The sequence below is a fragment of the Microtetraspora fusca genome (assembly GCF_001570365.1).
GTDB lineage: Bacteria > Actinomycetota > Actinomycetes > Streptosporangiales > Streptosporangiaceae > Microtetraspora > Microtetraspora fusca.
This window is the reverse complement of record NZ_BBYK01000054.1, coordinates 164,543-177,514: the sequence shown is the minus strand read 5'-3', so window position 1 is coordinate 177,514 and position 12,972 is coordinate 164,543. Positions and strand designations below refer to the sequence as shown.

Below are 12,972 nucleotides of genomic sequence, written 5' to 3'. Positions count from 1 at the left end.
CGACCGGCCATGATGACCGACCCCTCTGGGGCATTGATCTCGTTTGTGTGATCCCGAGAGTTCCCGCCGATCACCGGCTGGATCTCACCGTGGGACCCAAACCCCGTCTCCGGGGCAACCCCTCCAGATTACCTCACCGCCTGCTTCCTGTCCAGCCAGCCTGGCGGGCTGAGATTCGGACACGTTACGAAGCGGCTGGATCGACCCTGGAGCCGGATCCATGTGGCTTTCTGAAGTGGCTGGCCCCCAGAGGATCCGGCCGCCTTGCGGCGTCCCTGTCTCTCGGGGCGAAGAGAACATTAGGCAAGACCCGGCGCATCGTCAAATCCGGGTTGTCCACACAAAGCCGCAGGTCAGAGGCCTGATCACGAAAATCTGGCCCGGTTCGCGACACGACTGTTACCGCCGTCACAGAGACTTTTGACCTCGCTGTCCCGCCCTTCCAGGGCCTCCGGGGCGCCCGATCTCGGGTGGTCGGAACGTCCCCACCAGGCCATACGTCATGTCGGGATCGTCCAGTTCCGGCGAGCACGTGGGCGCGGGATCGCTTCTCTCGGCGATCCGCGGCGACGGCGTGCGTGTCCTGAACGGTGACGCAGCCTGCCGCCGGCCGGTGCCGCCAGCCGCAGCGCCCCACGAGCGACATTTCGACATCCAGGCTGCCCGGCAACCCCGAACCACCACGCCTGACCCACCGAACCTCGGGACGTCGGCAAGCCGGTGTAGGAGGCCTGCTCTCCTTCGCGAAGGCTGCCACCAGCGAGGGTTCCCTCGTCACATCCGGGCTCGCGGCCCATGGCACGGCCTGGTACGGCGCGTGAATTCCGCCGCCTCGCTGAACGGGGAGCGGCGATTCCGCAGGCGTCTGAAGTCCCATTTGGCCGACTCCCGGGGCGGGTCGGCACGGCGTGAACAAGGCAAGCCCAAACGAGCTCACCGTGCCGCCGGACATGCCAGGCGGCCGAGCCGACATCGTCGGGGACATCGGGTGACCGTGCCCGCTCTCGCCGGACACGGCGGGTCCTCAGGCGGCGTGGGCGCGGCGCTCGACCGGCGCACATGCCGCCCCGGGATCACAACGCGACCAGGGCCCCGCCGGACGCTGCCGGGAGGCCCTGGTCTCACTTCGTATGTCGCCCGAAGGGCACGGCTCCGTCCTCAGCCCCCTAGGCACGCCCCTCCAGGACAGCCCTGAGCCGCGGGTCGGACGCCCTCGACGAACCGTCAGGCGACCTCGACGCCGCCGATGGTGCGCTTGCCGCGACGGAGGACGAGGAACCGGCCGTGCAACAGGTCGTCCTGGCCCGGCACGTACTCCTCGTCGGTGATCTTCACGTTGTTGAGGTACGCGCCGCCCTCCTTGACGGCACGCCGCGCGGCCGACTTCGAATCGACCAGGCCGCTCTCGGCGAGCAGGTCGACGTACGAGATCCCGAGGGCGGGAACGGTCGCCTTGGGCACCTCGGCCAGCGCCGACTCCAGGGTCCGGGCGTCGAGCTCCTCCAGCGAGCCCTGCCCGAAGAGGGCGCGCGACGCGGCGACCACCCTGGCGAGCTCGGCCTCCCCGTGGACCAGGGTCGTCACGTCCTCGGCGAGTGTCCGCTGCGCGACGCGCGCGGCAGGACGCTCGGCGACGGCCTTCTCCAGCTCGGCGATCTCCTCCTGGGACCGGAAGGTGAAGACCTTCAGGAAGCGCACCACGTCCCGGTCGTCGGCGTTCAGCCAGTACTGGTAGAACGCGTACGGCGAGGTGAGCGCCGGGTCGAGCCAGATGGCTCCCCCGGCGGTCTTGCCGAACTTGGTGCCGTCGGCCTTGGTGATCAGCTTGCCGGTGAGCCCGTGGACGTGCGCGCCCTCGACCCGGCGGATCAGGTCGACCCCGGCCGTGATGTTGCCCCACTGGTCGCTGCCGCCGAGCTGGAGCGCGCAGTCGTGCCGCCGGTACAGCTCCAGGTAGTCGTTGGCCTGGAGGATCTGGTAGCTGAACTCGGTGTAGCTGAGCCCCTCACCGCCGAGGCGCGCGGCCACCGACTCGCGGGCCAGCATCCGGTTCACCGGGAAGTGCTTGCCGACGTCGCGCAGGAAGTCGATGGCGGACATCTTGCCGGTCCACTCGAGGTTGCTGACCACCGTCGCGGAGGTCGGCCCGCCGTCGAACGAGAGGAACCGCTCCACCTGACCCCGGATCCGGCTCACCCAGTCGGCGACGACGTCCGAGGAGTTCAGCGAGCGCTCGGTGCTGCGGCCACTCGGGTCGCCGATGAGACCGGTGGCACCGCCGACCAGCGCGATCGGCCGGTGTCCCGCCCGCTGGAACCGGGTGAGGATCAGCAGAGTGGCGAGGTTTCCCATGTGGATGGACGGCGCGGTCGGGTCGAAGCCGGCATAGACCGTGATCGGACCCTCGGCCAGTGCCTTGCGCAGCGCGTCGGCATCGGTGGTCTGCGCGATGACATCGCGCCATTCGAGCTCATCGAGGATGTCGGTCACGATCTCGGCCTTCAGTGTCGATGGATGTGTCTTCGAGGGATGTGCGGCTTTCGCCCCCGTACCAGCCTGCCTGATCACAAAACCCTATCGCCACTCAATACGTCGCCAGGCCGGGCAGCGGAGTCCGGACGTGCCAGTGGGGCCGCGGTGGTCGGGCTTCGAGCGTGAGAAGGGCCACCTCCCTGCCCGCAGATCCCACGGGGGAGCGTGCCGGCGCGCGTTCACCCTCCCCGCGGCGCTCCGGCGGGAGAATGGGCGCCATGGAAATCTGGATCAATCCGGCCTGCTCCAAGTGCCGTTCCGCGCTGTCGCTCCTGGACGAGGAGGGCGCAAAGTACACGGTCCGCCGCTACCTGGATGACCCGCCGACCGCCGAGGAACTCGAGAACGTGCTCCGGCGGCTCGGCCTGGAGCCGTGGGACGTCGCCCGCGTCGGAGAGACGGCGGCCGCGGAGCTCGGCATGGCCTCGTGGCCCTGCGACGAGGAGAACCGCGGCCGGTGGATCGCCGCCATGGCCGCCCACCCGATCCTGATCCAGCGGCCGATCATCACCGCGGACGACGGGACGGCGGTCGTGGGCCGGTCGCCCGAGTCGGTCCGGTCGGTCCTGCCTCCCGCTCGCCCCGCGGCCGGCTGAGATACCCGCGATCGGCGCCGATTCGCCGTACCGCCCGGCCGGAGAACCTCGGGTTCGTGGGGAAGGCCGCGAATCCGAGGTTCTAGCGTGAACGCGTGTCCCGCCGCGTCGAGCGGCCGGGCATCTCGCCCCTCCTGGCTCACCTGCCATACGGGAGGAGCGAGGCTCAGCGCACCTCGGGTTGGGGGCCCTCCGTCCGGCCGCGACGCCGGGGCACGTGCGGCCGGTACGGCGAGACGGTGGGGTCGCCGTAGACCCAGAACCGCCAGGGCGTCTCGGCACCGGAGGAGACACCCGTACGCGGTCCCGTCCGGATGAGCGCGGGATCGGCCGGTCTGCCGGCGAAGACGCGGAGCGGCCCCTGCCCGCAGGCGTCGAGGCCGTTGTGCCGCCGTTCGAAGCCGAGGGCGACGGCCAGCCGCGCCGGCCCCCGGGCGAGGTCCCGGTCGGGGATGCTCCGGCGTGCCGCCGGGCGGGTACGGCTCTCGCCCGCCCCCGAATCGTCGGATGCCTTGCCTCCGGTGGACAGACGTCGGGAGCGGACGAGATCGGCCCCGGCGATCACCTCGCCGGCCCGCAGGAGCACGGCCGAGCCGCGCCCCTCGGGCAGGCAGACGAGGTTGCAGCAGAAGTGCATGCCGTACGTGAAGTACACGTACAGGTGGCCGGGCTCGCCGAACATCACGGCGTTGCGCGGCGTCCGGCCGCGGTAGGTGTGCGAGGCCGGGTCCTGGCCCGGCCCGCCGTACGCCTCCACCTCGGTGAGCCGGACGGCCACCGGGCCGTGCGCGACCACGCGTCCGAGCAGGTCCGCCGCGACCTCGGGGGACGGCCGGTCGAAGAACGCCCGGTCCAGAGGCGCGCCCGCCCCCGGACCGAGAGCCGCCAGGTCGGCGGGCCCCGCGACGGGGCCCGCGTGACCGGTCCCACCGGATGCGACGGGCCGCCCGTGGGCGTCCGGACCTGCCGTCATGGTCAGCTTCCGCTCGCCCACGCCGCCTGGACGTCGACGGTCTCGCGCAGCGCGGCGAGCTGGTCCATGACGCGGTCCGGGGCGGTGCCGCCGTGGGCCTTGCGGGCGGCGAGGGCGCCGGCCACGTTGAGCACGTCCCTGACGTCCGGGGTGAAGTGCGGCGAGACCTTGGCCAGCTCGTCGTCGGTGAGGTCGCCGAGGTCCTTGTCGTTGACCTGGCACCAGACGACCAGGTGCCCGACCGCCTCGTGCGCGTCGCGGAACGGGACGCCCTTGCGGACGAGCAGCTCGGCCAGGTCCGTCGCGAGGGCGAAGCCGTCGGGGGCGCTCGCCTCGAGCTTGGCCGTGTTGACCCGCATGGTGGACACCAGGCCGGACACGGCGGGCAGCACCAGGAGCAGCGTGTCGACGGCGTCGAACACCGGCTCCTTGTCCTCCTGCAGGTCGCGGTTGTAGGTGAGCGGCAGGCCCTTGAGCGTCGTCAGCATCGACATCAGCGCCCCGATGAGGCGGCCGCTCTTACCCCTGGCCAGCTCGGCGACGTCCGGGTTCTTCTTCTGCGGCATGATCGACGAGCCGGTGGAGTAGGCGTCGTCCATCTCGATCCAGCGGAACTCCTGGGAGGCCCACAGGACGATCTCCTCGCCCAGCCTGGACAGGTGGACGCCGATCATCGCCGCGCAGAACAGGAACTCGGCGGCGAAGTCGCGGTCGGCGACCGCGTCCATCGAGTTGGGCGCGGCGGAGTCGAAGCCGAGCTCGGCCGCGACCGCCTGCGGGTCGAGCGGCAGGGAGGAGCCGGCGAGGGCGCCGGAGCCGAGCGGGGAGATCGCGGCGCGGCGGTCCCAGTCGCGCAGCCGGTCGATGTCCCGTGTCAGCGGGTGGACGTGGGCGAGCAGCTGGTGGCCGAACGACACCGGCTGGGCGTGCTGCAGGTGGGTCATGCCGGGGGCGGCCGTGGATGCGTGTGCCTCGGCCTGGCTCATCAGGGCGGTCTCCAGCTCGACCAGGCGCGAGACGATCGTGCGGACGTGGTCGCGCAGATACAGCCGCAGGTCGGTGGCCACCTGGTCGTTGCGGCTGCGGCCGGCCCGCAGCTTCCCGCCGAGCGTGCCGAGCCGTTCGAGCAGGCCGCGCTCCAGGGCGGTGTGCACGTCCTCGTCGGCGACCGTCGGCCGGAACTCGCCCGCCTTGCATGCCTGCTCGAGGTCGTCGAGCGCGCCGAGCATCCGCGCGAGCTCATCGTCCGTCAGCAAGCCGGCGCGGTGCAGCACCCTCGCGTGCGCGCGCGAGGCCAGCAGATCGTACGGCGCGAGCCGCCAGTCGAACTGCACGCTCACCGACAGGCGGGTGAGCGCGTCCGCCGGCCCTCCCTCGAACCTGCCGCCCCACAGCCGCATCGGCTTGTTGTCCGCCACCGTCGTTCTCCCTCCGAGTTTCATCCGCGACCTTAACCGACGTGTGCCCCGGCTCCGACCAGAGCCGGGGCGCAGGTCAAACCTTCTATCCCTGGCGGGCGTCCCGGGCGGCCGCGATCTTGCTGGGCAGCGACCAGAGCTGGACGAAGCCCTTGGCCAGCGACTGGTCGAACGCGTCGCCCGTGTCGTACGTGGCGAGCGAGAAGTCGTACAGCGAGGCGTCCGAGCGCCGGCCGGTGACGACGGCGCGGCCGGCGTGCATGACGAGCCGGACGTCGCCGGAGACGTGCTGCTGCGCGTCGGCGATGAACGCGTCGAGGGCGTTCTTCAGCGGCGAGAACCAGAGGCCGTCGTAGACGAGCTCGCCCCACCGCTGGTCGACGGAGCGCTTGAACCGGGCGAGGTCGCGCTCGACGGTGACGTTCTCCAGCTCCATGTGCGCGCTGATCAGCGCGATCGCGCCGGGGGCCTCGTAGACCTCGCGGGACTTGATGCCGACGAGCCGGTCCTCGACCATGTCCAGGCGGCCGACGCCTTGCGCGCCCGCGCGCCGGTTCAGCTCGGCGATGATCTCGTACGGCGAGAGGGCGCGGCCGTCGAGGGCCACCGGGACGCCCTGGGCGAAGGTGATGACGACCTCGTCGGCCTCGCGCGGCACGGTCGGGTCGGACGTGTAGTCGTACACGTCCTCGATGGGCGCGTTCCAGATGTCCTCGAGGAAGCCGGTCTCGACGGCGCGGCCCCACAGGTTCTGGTCGATGGAGTACGGCGATTTCTTGGTGACGTCGATCGGCAGGCCCTTCTCCTCGGCGAAGGCGATGGCCTTGTCGCGGGTCCAGGCGTAGTCACGGGCCGGGGCGATGACCTTGAGGTCCGGGTTCAGCGCGGCGAGGCCGGCCTCGAAGCGCACCTGGTCGTTGCCCTTGCCGGTGCAGCCGTGCGAGACGTGGGTGCCGCCGAACTGCTCGGCCGCCGCAGCGAGGTGCTTGACGATCAGCGGCCGGGACAGGGCGCTGACCAGCGGGTAGCGGTCCATGTACAGGGCGTTCGCCTGGAGCGCCGGGACGCAGAAGTCCCGGGCGAACTCCTCGCGGGCGTCGACGACGACGGCCTCGGCCGCGCCGCAGTCGAGCGCGCGCTTCCTGATGACCTCCATGTCCTCGCCGCCCTGGCCGACGTCCACCGCGACGGCGATGACCTCGGCGCCGGTCTTGTCGGCGAGGAACGGGATGGCCACGGAGGTGTCGAGGCCGCCCGAGTAGGCGAGTACGACCCTGTCACTCATGATCTATCTCCAATTACGTGGTCACGCTTCATGTTTTCACAGGTCACAATGCCTGCCGGCGCTTCCGCTTCCGGATCGGCGGCGCGACTGCCGCTCCGTTCCGTCGTCGCCCGATCGCCGGATGTGATCCCTCTCGCGTGCCGTACGCCGTCGTGCGCCCGTCGTACGCCGGGTGCGTCGTGTGATCGCGGCTTCAGCCTCGGCGGTCCGCCAGTTTGAGCAGGGCGGCCGCCAGTTCCTCTCCCCCATGCGGGTCGCGGCTGATCACCAGGATGGTGTCGTCGCCCGCGACCGTGCCCAGGATGGACTCCCAGTCGGCGTGGTCGATGGCCGAGGCCAGGAACTGCGCGGCCCCCGGAGGGGTGCGCAGGATGACCAGGTTGGCCGACGCCTCCGCCGAGACCAGGAGCTCCTCGGCGATGCCGCGGAGCCGGGCGTAGGGGTTCTCCCCCGTGCCCGTCCGGTAGAGCGGGATCCGGCCGCCTCCCTCTCCCGGCACCGCGTATACCAGGGTGCCGTCGTCGGCCCGCAGCTTGAGCGCGCCCAGTTCGTCCAGGTCGCGGGAGAGCGTCCCCTGGGTCACCTCGACGCCGCTCTCGGCGAGCAGCCGGGCCAGCTCGGGCTGCGAGCGGACCTTGTGCCGGGTGAGCAGGTCGACGATCCGGGCGTGCCGTGCCGCCTTGGTCAGCGGGATCGTCACGGCGTCTCACCTCGTCGCTCCGCCGTACCGGCGTCCGGGGCGCCCGCGCCGGACGCCTGCCCGCTGTGGACGGCCAGCCAGTGCAGCAGCGCCTTCTGGGCGTGCAGCCGGTTCTCGGCCTGGTCCCAGACCACGCTCTGCGGCCCGTCGAGCACCTCGCCGGTGATCTCCAGTCCCCGGTACGCGGGCAGGCAGTGCAGCACGATCGCGTCCGGGCTCGCCTGGGCGAGCAGCTCCGCGTCGACCCGGTACGGCGTGAACGCCGCCACGCGCTCCTCCTTGCCGTCCTGTCCCATGGACACCCAGGTGTCCGTGGCGAGCACGTGCGCCCCGGCGGCGGCCGCCGCCGGATCGCTGACGGCCGTGACGGAGCCGCCCGTGGCGGCGGCGATCTCCGCGGCCCGGTCGAGGATCACCGCGTCCGGCAGGTATCCGGCCGGGGCGCCGATCCGTACGTGCATCCCGGCGGTCGCGCCGCCGAGCAGGTAGGAGTGGGCCATGTTGTTGGCGCCGTCGCCCAGGTACGCCAGGGTGAGTCCCTTGAGCATGCCCTTGTGCTCGCGGATCGTCTGCAGGTCGGCGAGGATCTGGCACGGGTGGAACTCGTCGGTGAGCGCGTTCACCACGGGGACGGACGACGTCGAGGCCATCGCCTCGACGCGCTCCTGGCCGGAGGTCCGCCACACGATCGCCGCCACCTGGCGTTCCAGGACCCGGGCGGTGTCCTCGATCGGCTCGCCCCGTCCCATCTGGGAGGAGCCGCCGTCGATGACGAGCGGCAGGCCGCCGAGCTCGCCGACGCCGACCGCGAACGAGACGCGGGTGCGGGTGGACGGCTTGTCGAACAGCACCGCGACGGTGCGCGGGCCGGCGAAGGGCCGGTAGCCGAAGCGGTCCTTCTTCATCGCGTCGGCCAGGTCGAGCACCTGCGCCTGCTCCTCCGGCGTCAGGTCGTCGTCCCGCAGGAAGTGCCTGACCTGCTTCGGATCCGCGACGGGTCCCTGGCTAGTCATTGGCGGCCTCCAGAATGCCGGGAAGGGCGTCCACGAAGGACCGCACCTCGGACGATGTGACGACGAGCGGGGGCGCGAGCCGTACGGCGTCGGGCTGGAGCGCGTTGACCAGGAACCCGGCCTCCTGGGCCGCCTCCTGGACCCGCGCGGAGCGGTCGGCGGCGAGCAGGAGGGCCAGCCAGAGGCCACGGCCGCGCACGCCCTTGAGCAGCGGGTGGCGGATCGCTTCGATGCCGTCGCGAAGCTCCCGGGCGACGGCCCGGACGTGCGCCAGCAGGTCCTCGCGCTCGATCGTGTCCAGCACGGCCAGCGCCGCCGCGCACGAGACCGGGTTGCCGCCGAACGTCGAGCCGTGGTCGCCCTTCTCGAAGATCGTCCCGGCCGGGCCGATCCCGACGCAGGCGCCGATCGGCATGCCGCCGCCGAGGCCCTTGGCCAGGGTCAGCACGTCGGGCAGCACGCCGTCCGCCTGGTGGGCGAACCAGTGGCCGGTGCGGCCGATCGCCGACTGGATCTCGTCGGCGACCAGGAGCGCCCCGGTGGCGGAGCAGATCTCCCTGGCCGCCCGGAGGTACCCCTCGGGCGGCGGCACGACGCCGGCCTCGCCCTGGGTCGGCTCCAGGAAGACCGCCGCGCAGTCGTCGGTCACCGCGCTCTTGAGCGCGTCGGCGTCGCCGTACGGGACGAACCGGACGTCGATCGGGAACGGGCCGAACTGGTCGCGGATCGCGGGCTTGCCGGTCAGCGACAGGGCGCCGAGCGTGCGGCCGTGGAAGCCCATCTCGGCGGCGACGAAGTAGCTCTTGCCGTTCGCCTTGCCGTACTTGATGGCGAGCTTGAGCGCGGCCTCGTTGGCCTCGGTGCCGGAGTTGGCCAGGAAGACCCGGGCGGGCGCGCCGATCAGGCCGCCGAGCCGCTCGGCCAGCAGCACCTCGGGCTCGTGCAGGTACAGGTTCGAGGTGTGCGCCAGCGTCGCCACCTGCCGGGACACCGCCTCGACCAGCGCCGGGTGGGCGTGGCCCAGGGAGCTGACCGCGATGCCGCCGATGAGGTCCAGGTAGCGCCGTCCGTCGACGTCCCAGACGGCGGTGCCCTCGCCGCGCGCGAGCGCGACCGGCGGCACGCCGTAGTTGGGCATGAACGCCGCCTCGAAGCGCTTCCTGAGCGCCTCTCCGGCCGGGTTCCGGCTCGGCTTCGTCTCCTCGCTCACGCGTCCTCCTTGTTCGGAACCGCGACCGGCGCGGGCTCGGCCGGGGCGGATGCGGAGTCGGGCAGGACCATTGTGCCGATGCCCTGGTCCGTGAAGATCTCCAGCAGCAGGGAGTGCGGGACCCGGCCGTCGAGCACGTGCGCCTGCGGGACACCGCCGCGCACCGCCGTCAGGCACGCCTCCATCTTGGGGACCATGCCGCTGGACAGCGACGGCAGCAGCTCGGCCAGCTCCGTCGCGGCGATCCTGCTGACGACCTCGTCGCTGTTCGGCCAGTCGGCGTAGAGGCCCTCGACGTCGGTGAGCACGACCAGCTTGGACGCGCCCACCGCGACCGCCAGCGCGGCGGCCGCGGTGTCGGCGTTGACGTTGTAGATCGTGCCGTCCTCGCCCCGGGCGATCGACGACACGACGGGGATCCGGCCGTCGTTCAGCAGGGCCTCGACGGCTCCCGCCTCGACGCCGACGATCTCGCCGACCTGGCCGATGTCCACGGTGACGCCGTCCACGACGGCCTGCTTGCGCTCGGCGGTGAACAGGTGGGCGTCCTCGCCGGACATGCCGACCGCGAAGGGCCCGTGCCGGTTGATCAGGCCGACCACGTCGCGGTTGACCTGGCCGACCAGGACCATGCGCACCACCTGCATGGCCTCGGGCGTGGTCACCCGCAGGCCGGCGACGAAGCGGCTCTCGATGCCCAGCAGGTCGAGCTGCCGCTGGATCTGCGGGCCGCCGCCGTGCACGATCACCGGGCGGAGCCCGGCGTACCTGAGGAAGACCACGTCGTCGGCGAACTTCTCGCGCAGATGCTCCTCGGTCATCGCGTTGCCGCCGTACTTGATGACGACGGTCGCGCCGTGGAAGCGCGCCAGCCAGGGCAGCGCCTCGATCAGCGTGTGCGCCTTGTCCAGCGCGCCGTTCTTGCGGGGCGTCATGACGAGTACGCCGAGTTCTCGTGGACGTACGCCGCGGTGAGGTCCGTGGTGTGGACCGTCGCGGAGTGCGGGCCGGCCGACAGGTCGATCGTGATCGTCACGTCGCGGGGGCGCAGGTCCACCTTGGAGCGGTCGTCGCCCACGGCGCCGCCGCGGCAGATCCAGATGCCGTTGATGGCCACGTTGAGCCGGTCCGCCTCGAAGACCGCGTCGGTCGTGCCGACCGCGGACAGCACCCGGCCCCAGTTGGGGTCCTCGCCGTGGATCGCGCACTTGAGCAGGTTGTTCCGGGCCACCGTGCGGCCGACCGTGACGGCGTCCTCGACGCTGGCCGCGCCCACGACCTCGATGGCGATCGCCTTGGACGCGCCCTCGGCGTCGACCAGGAGCTGGCGGGTGAGGTCGGCGCAGACGGTGGTGACGACCTTCTCGAACTCGGCGAGGTCGGGCCGCACGCCGGAGGCGCCGCTCGCCAGCAGCAGCACGGTGTCGTTGGTGGACATGCAGCCGTCGGCGTCCAGGCGGTCGAAGGTGACGCCCGTCGCCTTGCGCAGCACCGCGTCGAGCTCCTCGGAGGAGAGGTCGGCGTCGGTGGTGATGACGCAGAGCATGGTGGCCAGCGACGGGGCGAGCATGCCCGCGCCCTTGGCCATGCCGCCGACCATGTAGCCGCCCTCGCCCCTGCGGAAGGCGATCTTGCCGACCGTGTCGGTGGTCCTGATCGCGTCGGCGGCGGCCAGGCCGCCGTCCCGGGAGAGCTGGGACACCGCGGTCTCGACCCCGCCGAGCAGCGCGTCCATCGGCAGCCGCTCGCCGATCAGGCCGGTGGAGCAGACCGCGATCTCGCCCGCCGAGTCCTCGATCGCGGCGGCGACCTTCTCGGCCGTGGCGTGGGTGTCCTGGAAGCCGAGCGGCCCGGTGCAGGCGTTGGCGCCGCCGGAGTTGAGGACCACCGCCTTGACCCGGCCGCCGGAGAGCACCTGCGCCGACCACTGCACCGGCGCGGCCTTGACGCGGTTGGCCGTGAAGACGCCCGCCGCCGCGCGGGACGGCCCGTCGTTGACGACGAGCGCGAGGTCGCGCGCGCCGCTCGCCTTGATGCCCGCCGCGATGCCCGCCGCCCGGAACCCGAGTGGAGCCGTGACGCTCATACTTCCTCCTCGCCTCGCGGCCCCGGGCCGCTGTCGCCTGTCGCGTGCCGTTCTTGCGTTCGCCCGCCGCTGTGGTGCGCCGCGCACTCCGCCGCGGTCACGGGGCCAGCCCGTTCACGGGGAGGCCGAGCTCCTCGGGCAGCCCGAGAGCCAGGTTGACGCTCTGGATCGCGCCACCGGCCGTGCCCTTGGTGAGGTTGTCGACGGCGGCGACGGCGACGACCCTGCCGGCACGCTCGTCGAGGGCCACCTGCAGGACCACGGTATTGGCCCCGGCCGTCATGGCGGTCGCGGGCCACGCCCCCTCCGGCAGCAGGCGGAGGAAGGGCTCGTCCTTGAGCGCCGTCTCGTACGCCTCCCGGAGCGCGGCGGCGGTGAGGCCGGGCACGGCCGGGGCCGTGCAGGTGGCGAGGATGCCCCGGCTCATCGGCGCGAGCGTCGGGGTGAAGGAGACCCGGACGGGCCCTCCCGCGACCTTCGCCAGGTTCTGCTCCATCTCGGGGGTGTGCCGGTGGACGCCGCCCACGCCGTACGCGCTGACGGAGCCCATGACCTCGCTGCCGAGGAGGTGGGTCTTGGGGGCGCGGCCCGCGCCCGAGGTGCCGCTGGCGGCGACCACGACCACGTCGGGCTCGACCAGGCCGGCGGCGAAGGCCGGGAACAGCGCGAGCGTCACCGAGGTCGGGTAGCAACCGGGCACCGCGATGCGGCGGGCCCCGCGCAGCACCTCGCGCTGGCCGGGAAGCTCGGGCAGCCCGTACGGCCAGGTGCCCGCGTGGGCGCCGCCGTAGAAGTGGGCCCAGTCCTGCGCGCTCTCCAACCGGAAGTCGGCGCCGCAGTCCACCACGACGGTGTCCTCGCCCAGCTCGGCGGCGACCGCGCCGGACTGCCCGTGGGGCAGCGCGAGGAAGACGACGTCGTGACCGGCCAGGGTCTCGGCGGTGGTCTCCTGGACGACCCGGTCGGCGAGGGCGGGCAGGTGCGGCTGGTGCTCGCCGAGGCGCGAGCCGGCGCTGGAGCCGGCGGTGAGCGCGCCGACCTCGAAGGAGGGGTGCCCGAGCAGCAGCCGTAGCAGCTCGCCTCCCGCGTAACCCGTCGCTCCCGCGATCGCCGCCCTCATCGGTCCCCCTGCATGTTCATGCGAACGAGCACATCTTCT

11 protein-coding genes are annotated in these 12,972 nt (G+C 72.2%); 1 reads left to right on the top strand and 10 read right to left on the bottom strand.

Annotation, left to right across the window (positions count from 1 at the left end; translation table 11 throughout):
• Positions 1–1,224 precede the first annotated feature (1,224 nt).
• The gene (gene tyrS, locus AWQ68_RS24205) at positions 1,225–2,490 is read right to left on the bottom strand and encodes a tyrosine--tRNA ligase (RefSeq protein ID WP_066943925.1); all 1,266 of its coding nucleotides are present in this window, start codon (positions 2,488–2,490) and stop codon (positions 1,225–1,227) included.
• 260 nt (positions 2,491–2,750) lie between these two features.
• Here tyrS and AWQ68_RS24200 point away from each other — a divergent pair, with 260 nt between their 5' ends.
• Positions 2,751–3,128, top strand: a complete 378-nt coding sequence (locus AWQ68_RS24200) for an arsenate reductase family protein (protein ID WP_066943981.1) — start codon at positions 2,751–2,753, stop codon at positions 3,126–3,128.
• Positions 3,129–3,294: 166 nt separating this feature from the next.
• Here AWQ68_RS24200 and AWQ68_RS24195 read toward each other — a convergent pair whose 3' ends face one another.
• The 9 genes from AWQ68_RS24195 to argC form a co-directional block, all read right to left on the bottom strand.
• Positions 3,295–4,101 carry a DNA-3-methyladenine glycosylase gene (locus AWQ68_RS24195; protein WP_084464347.1) on the bottom strand — a complete coding sequence of 269 codons (807 nt, stop codon included), beginning with the start codon at positions 4,099–4,101 and terminating at the stop codon, positions 3,295–3,297.
• Between the two features lie 2 nt (positions 4,102–4,103).
• On the bottom strand, positions 4,104–5,543 hold the full coding sequence (argH, locus tag AWQ68_RS24190) for an argininosuccinate lyase (RefSeq protein WP_157545645.1): 1,440 nt from the start codon (positions 5,541–5,543) through the stop codon (positions 4,104–4,106).
• A 61-nt stretch (positions 5,544–5,604) separates the two neighbouring features.
• Positions 5,605–6,804, bottom strand: coding sequence for an argininosuccinate synthase (locus AWQ68_RS24185; protein ID WP_066943921.1), 1,200 nt, complete (start codon positions 6,802–6,804; stop codon positions 5,605–5,607).
• A 193-nt stretch (positions 6,805–6,997) separates the two neighbouring features.
• The gene (locus AWQ68_RS24180; protein ID WP_066943919.1) at positions 6,998–7,504 is read right to left on the bottom strand and encodes an arginine repressor; all 507 of its coding nucleotides are present in this window, start codon (positions 7,502–7,504) and stop codon (positions 6,998–7,000) included.
• Positions 7,501–8,517, bottom strand: a complete 1,017-nt coding sequence (gene argF, locus AWQ68_RS24175) for an ornithine carbamoyltransferase (protein ID WP_084464339.1) — start codon at positions 8,515–8,517, stop codon at positions 7,501–7,503. Before argF ends, AWQ68_RS24180 begins: the two co-directional genes overlap by 4 nt.
• Entirely contained in the window at positions 8,510–9,655 is a 1,146-nt protein-coding gene (locus AWQ68_RS24170) for an acetylornithine transaminase (protein WP_066943977.1), read from the bottom strand. The genes argF and AWQ68_RS24170 overlap by 8 nt, the downstream gene beginning before the upstream one ends.
• Before the next feature lie 68 nt (positions 9,656–9,723).
• Positions 9,724–10,662: an acetylglutamate kinase gene (gene argB / locus AWQ68_RS24165; RefSeq protein ID WP_066943917.1), complete on the bottom strand. Its 939-nt coding sequence runs from the start codon at positions 10,660–10,662 to the stop codon at positions 9,724–9,726.
• Entirely contained in the window at positions 10,659–11,813 is a 1,155-nt protein-coding gene (gene argJ, locus AWQ68_RS24160) for a bifunctional glutamate N-acetyltransferase/amino-acid acetyltransferase ArgJ (protein ID WP_066943914.1), read from the bottom strand. Before argJ ends, argB begins: the two co-directional genes overlap by 4 nt.
• A 97-nt stretch (positions 11,814–11,910) precedes the next feature.
• A complete protein-coding gene (gene argC, locus AWQ68_RS24155) occupies positions 11,911–12,933 on the bottom strand; it encodes an N-acetyl-gamma-glutamyl-phosphate reductase (RefSeq protein ID WP_066943913.1) in 1,023 nt (340 codons plus the stop codon).
• Positions 12,934–12,972: the final 39 nt, after the last annotated feature.

What these genes read in the sequence shown, in the direction of transcription:
- AWQ68_RS24200 (WP_066943981.1), top strand. Translation starts at nt 2,751, where the DNA reads ATGGAAATCTGGATCAATCCGGCCTGCTCCAAGTGCCGTTCCGCGCTG.
- AWQ68_RS24195 (WP_084464347.1), bottom strand. Translation starts at nt 4,101, where the DNA reads ATGACGGCAGGTCCGGACGCCCACGGGCGGCCCGTCGCATCCGGTGGG.
- argH (WP_157545645.1), bottom strand. Translation starts at nt 5,543, where the DNA reads ATGAAACTCGGAGGGAGAACGACGGTGGCGGACAACAAGCCGATGCGG.
- AWQ68_RS24185 (WP_066943921.1), bottom strand. Translation starts at nt 6,804, where the DNA reads ATGAGTGACAGGGTCGTACTCGCCTACTCGGGCGGCCTCGACACCTCC.
- argF (WP_084464339.1), bottom strand. Translation starts at nt 8,517, where the DNA reads ATGACTAGCCAGGGACCCGTCGCGGATCCGAAGCAGGTCAGGCACTTC.
- AWQ68_RS24170 (WP_066943977.1), bottom strand. Translation starts at nt 9,655, where the DNA reads ATGCCCAACTACGGCGTGCCGCCGGTCGCGCTCGCGCGCGGCGAGGGC.
- argB (WP_066943917.1), bottom strand. Translation starts at nt 10,662, where the DNA reads ATGACGCCCCGCAAGAACGGCGCGCTGGACAAGGCGCACACGCTGATC.
- argJ (WP_066943914.1), bottom strand. Translation starts at nt 11,813, where the DNA reads ATGAGCGTCACGGCTCCACTCGGGTTCCGGGCGGCGGGCATCGCGGCG.
- argC (WP_066943913.1), bottom strand. Translation starts at nt 12,933, where the DNA reads ATGAGGGCGGCGATCGCGGGAGCGACGGGTTACGCGGGAGGCGAGCTG.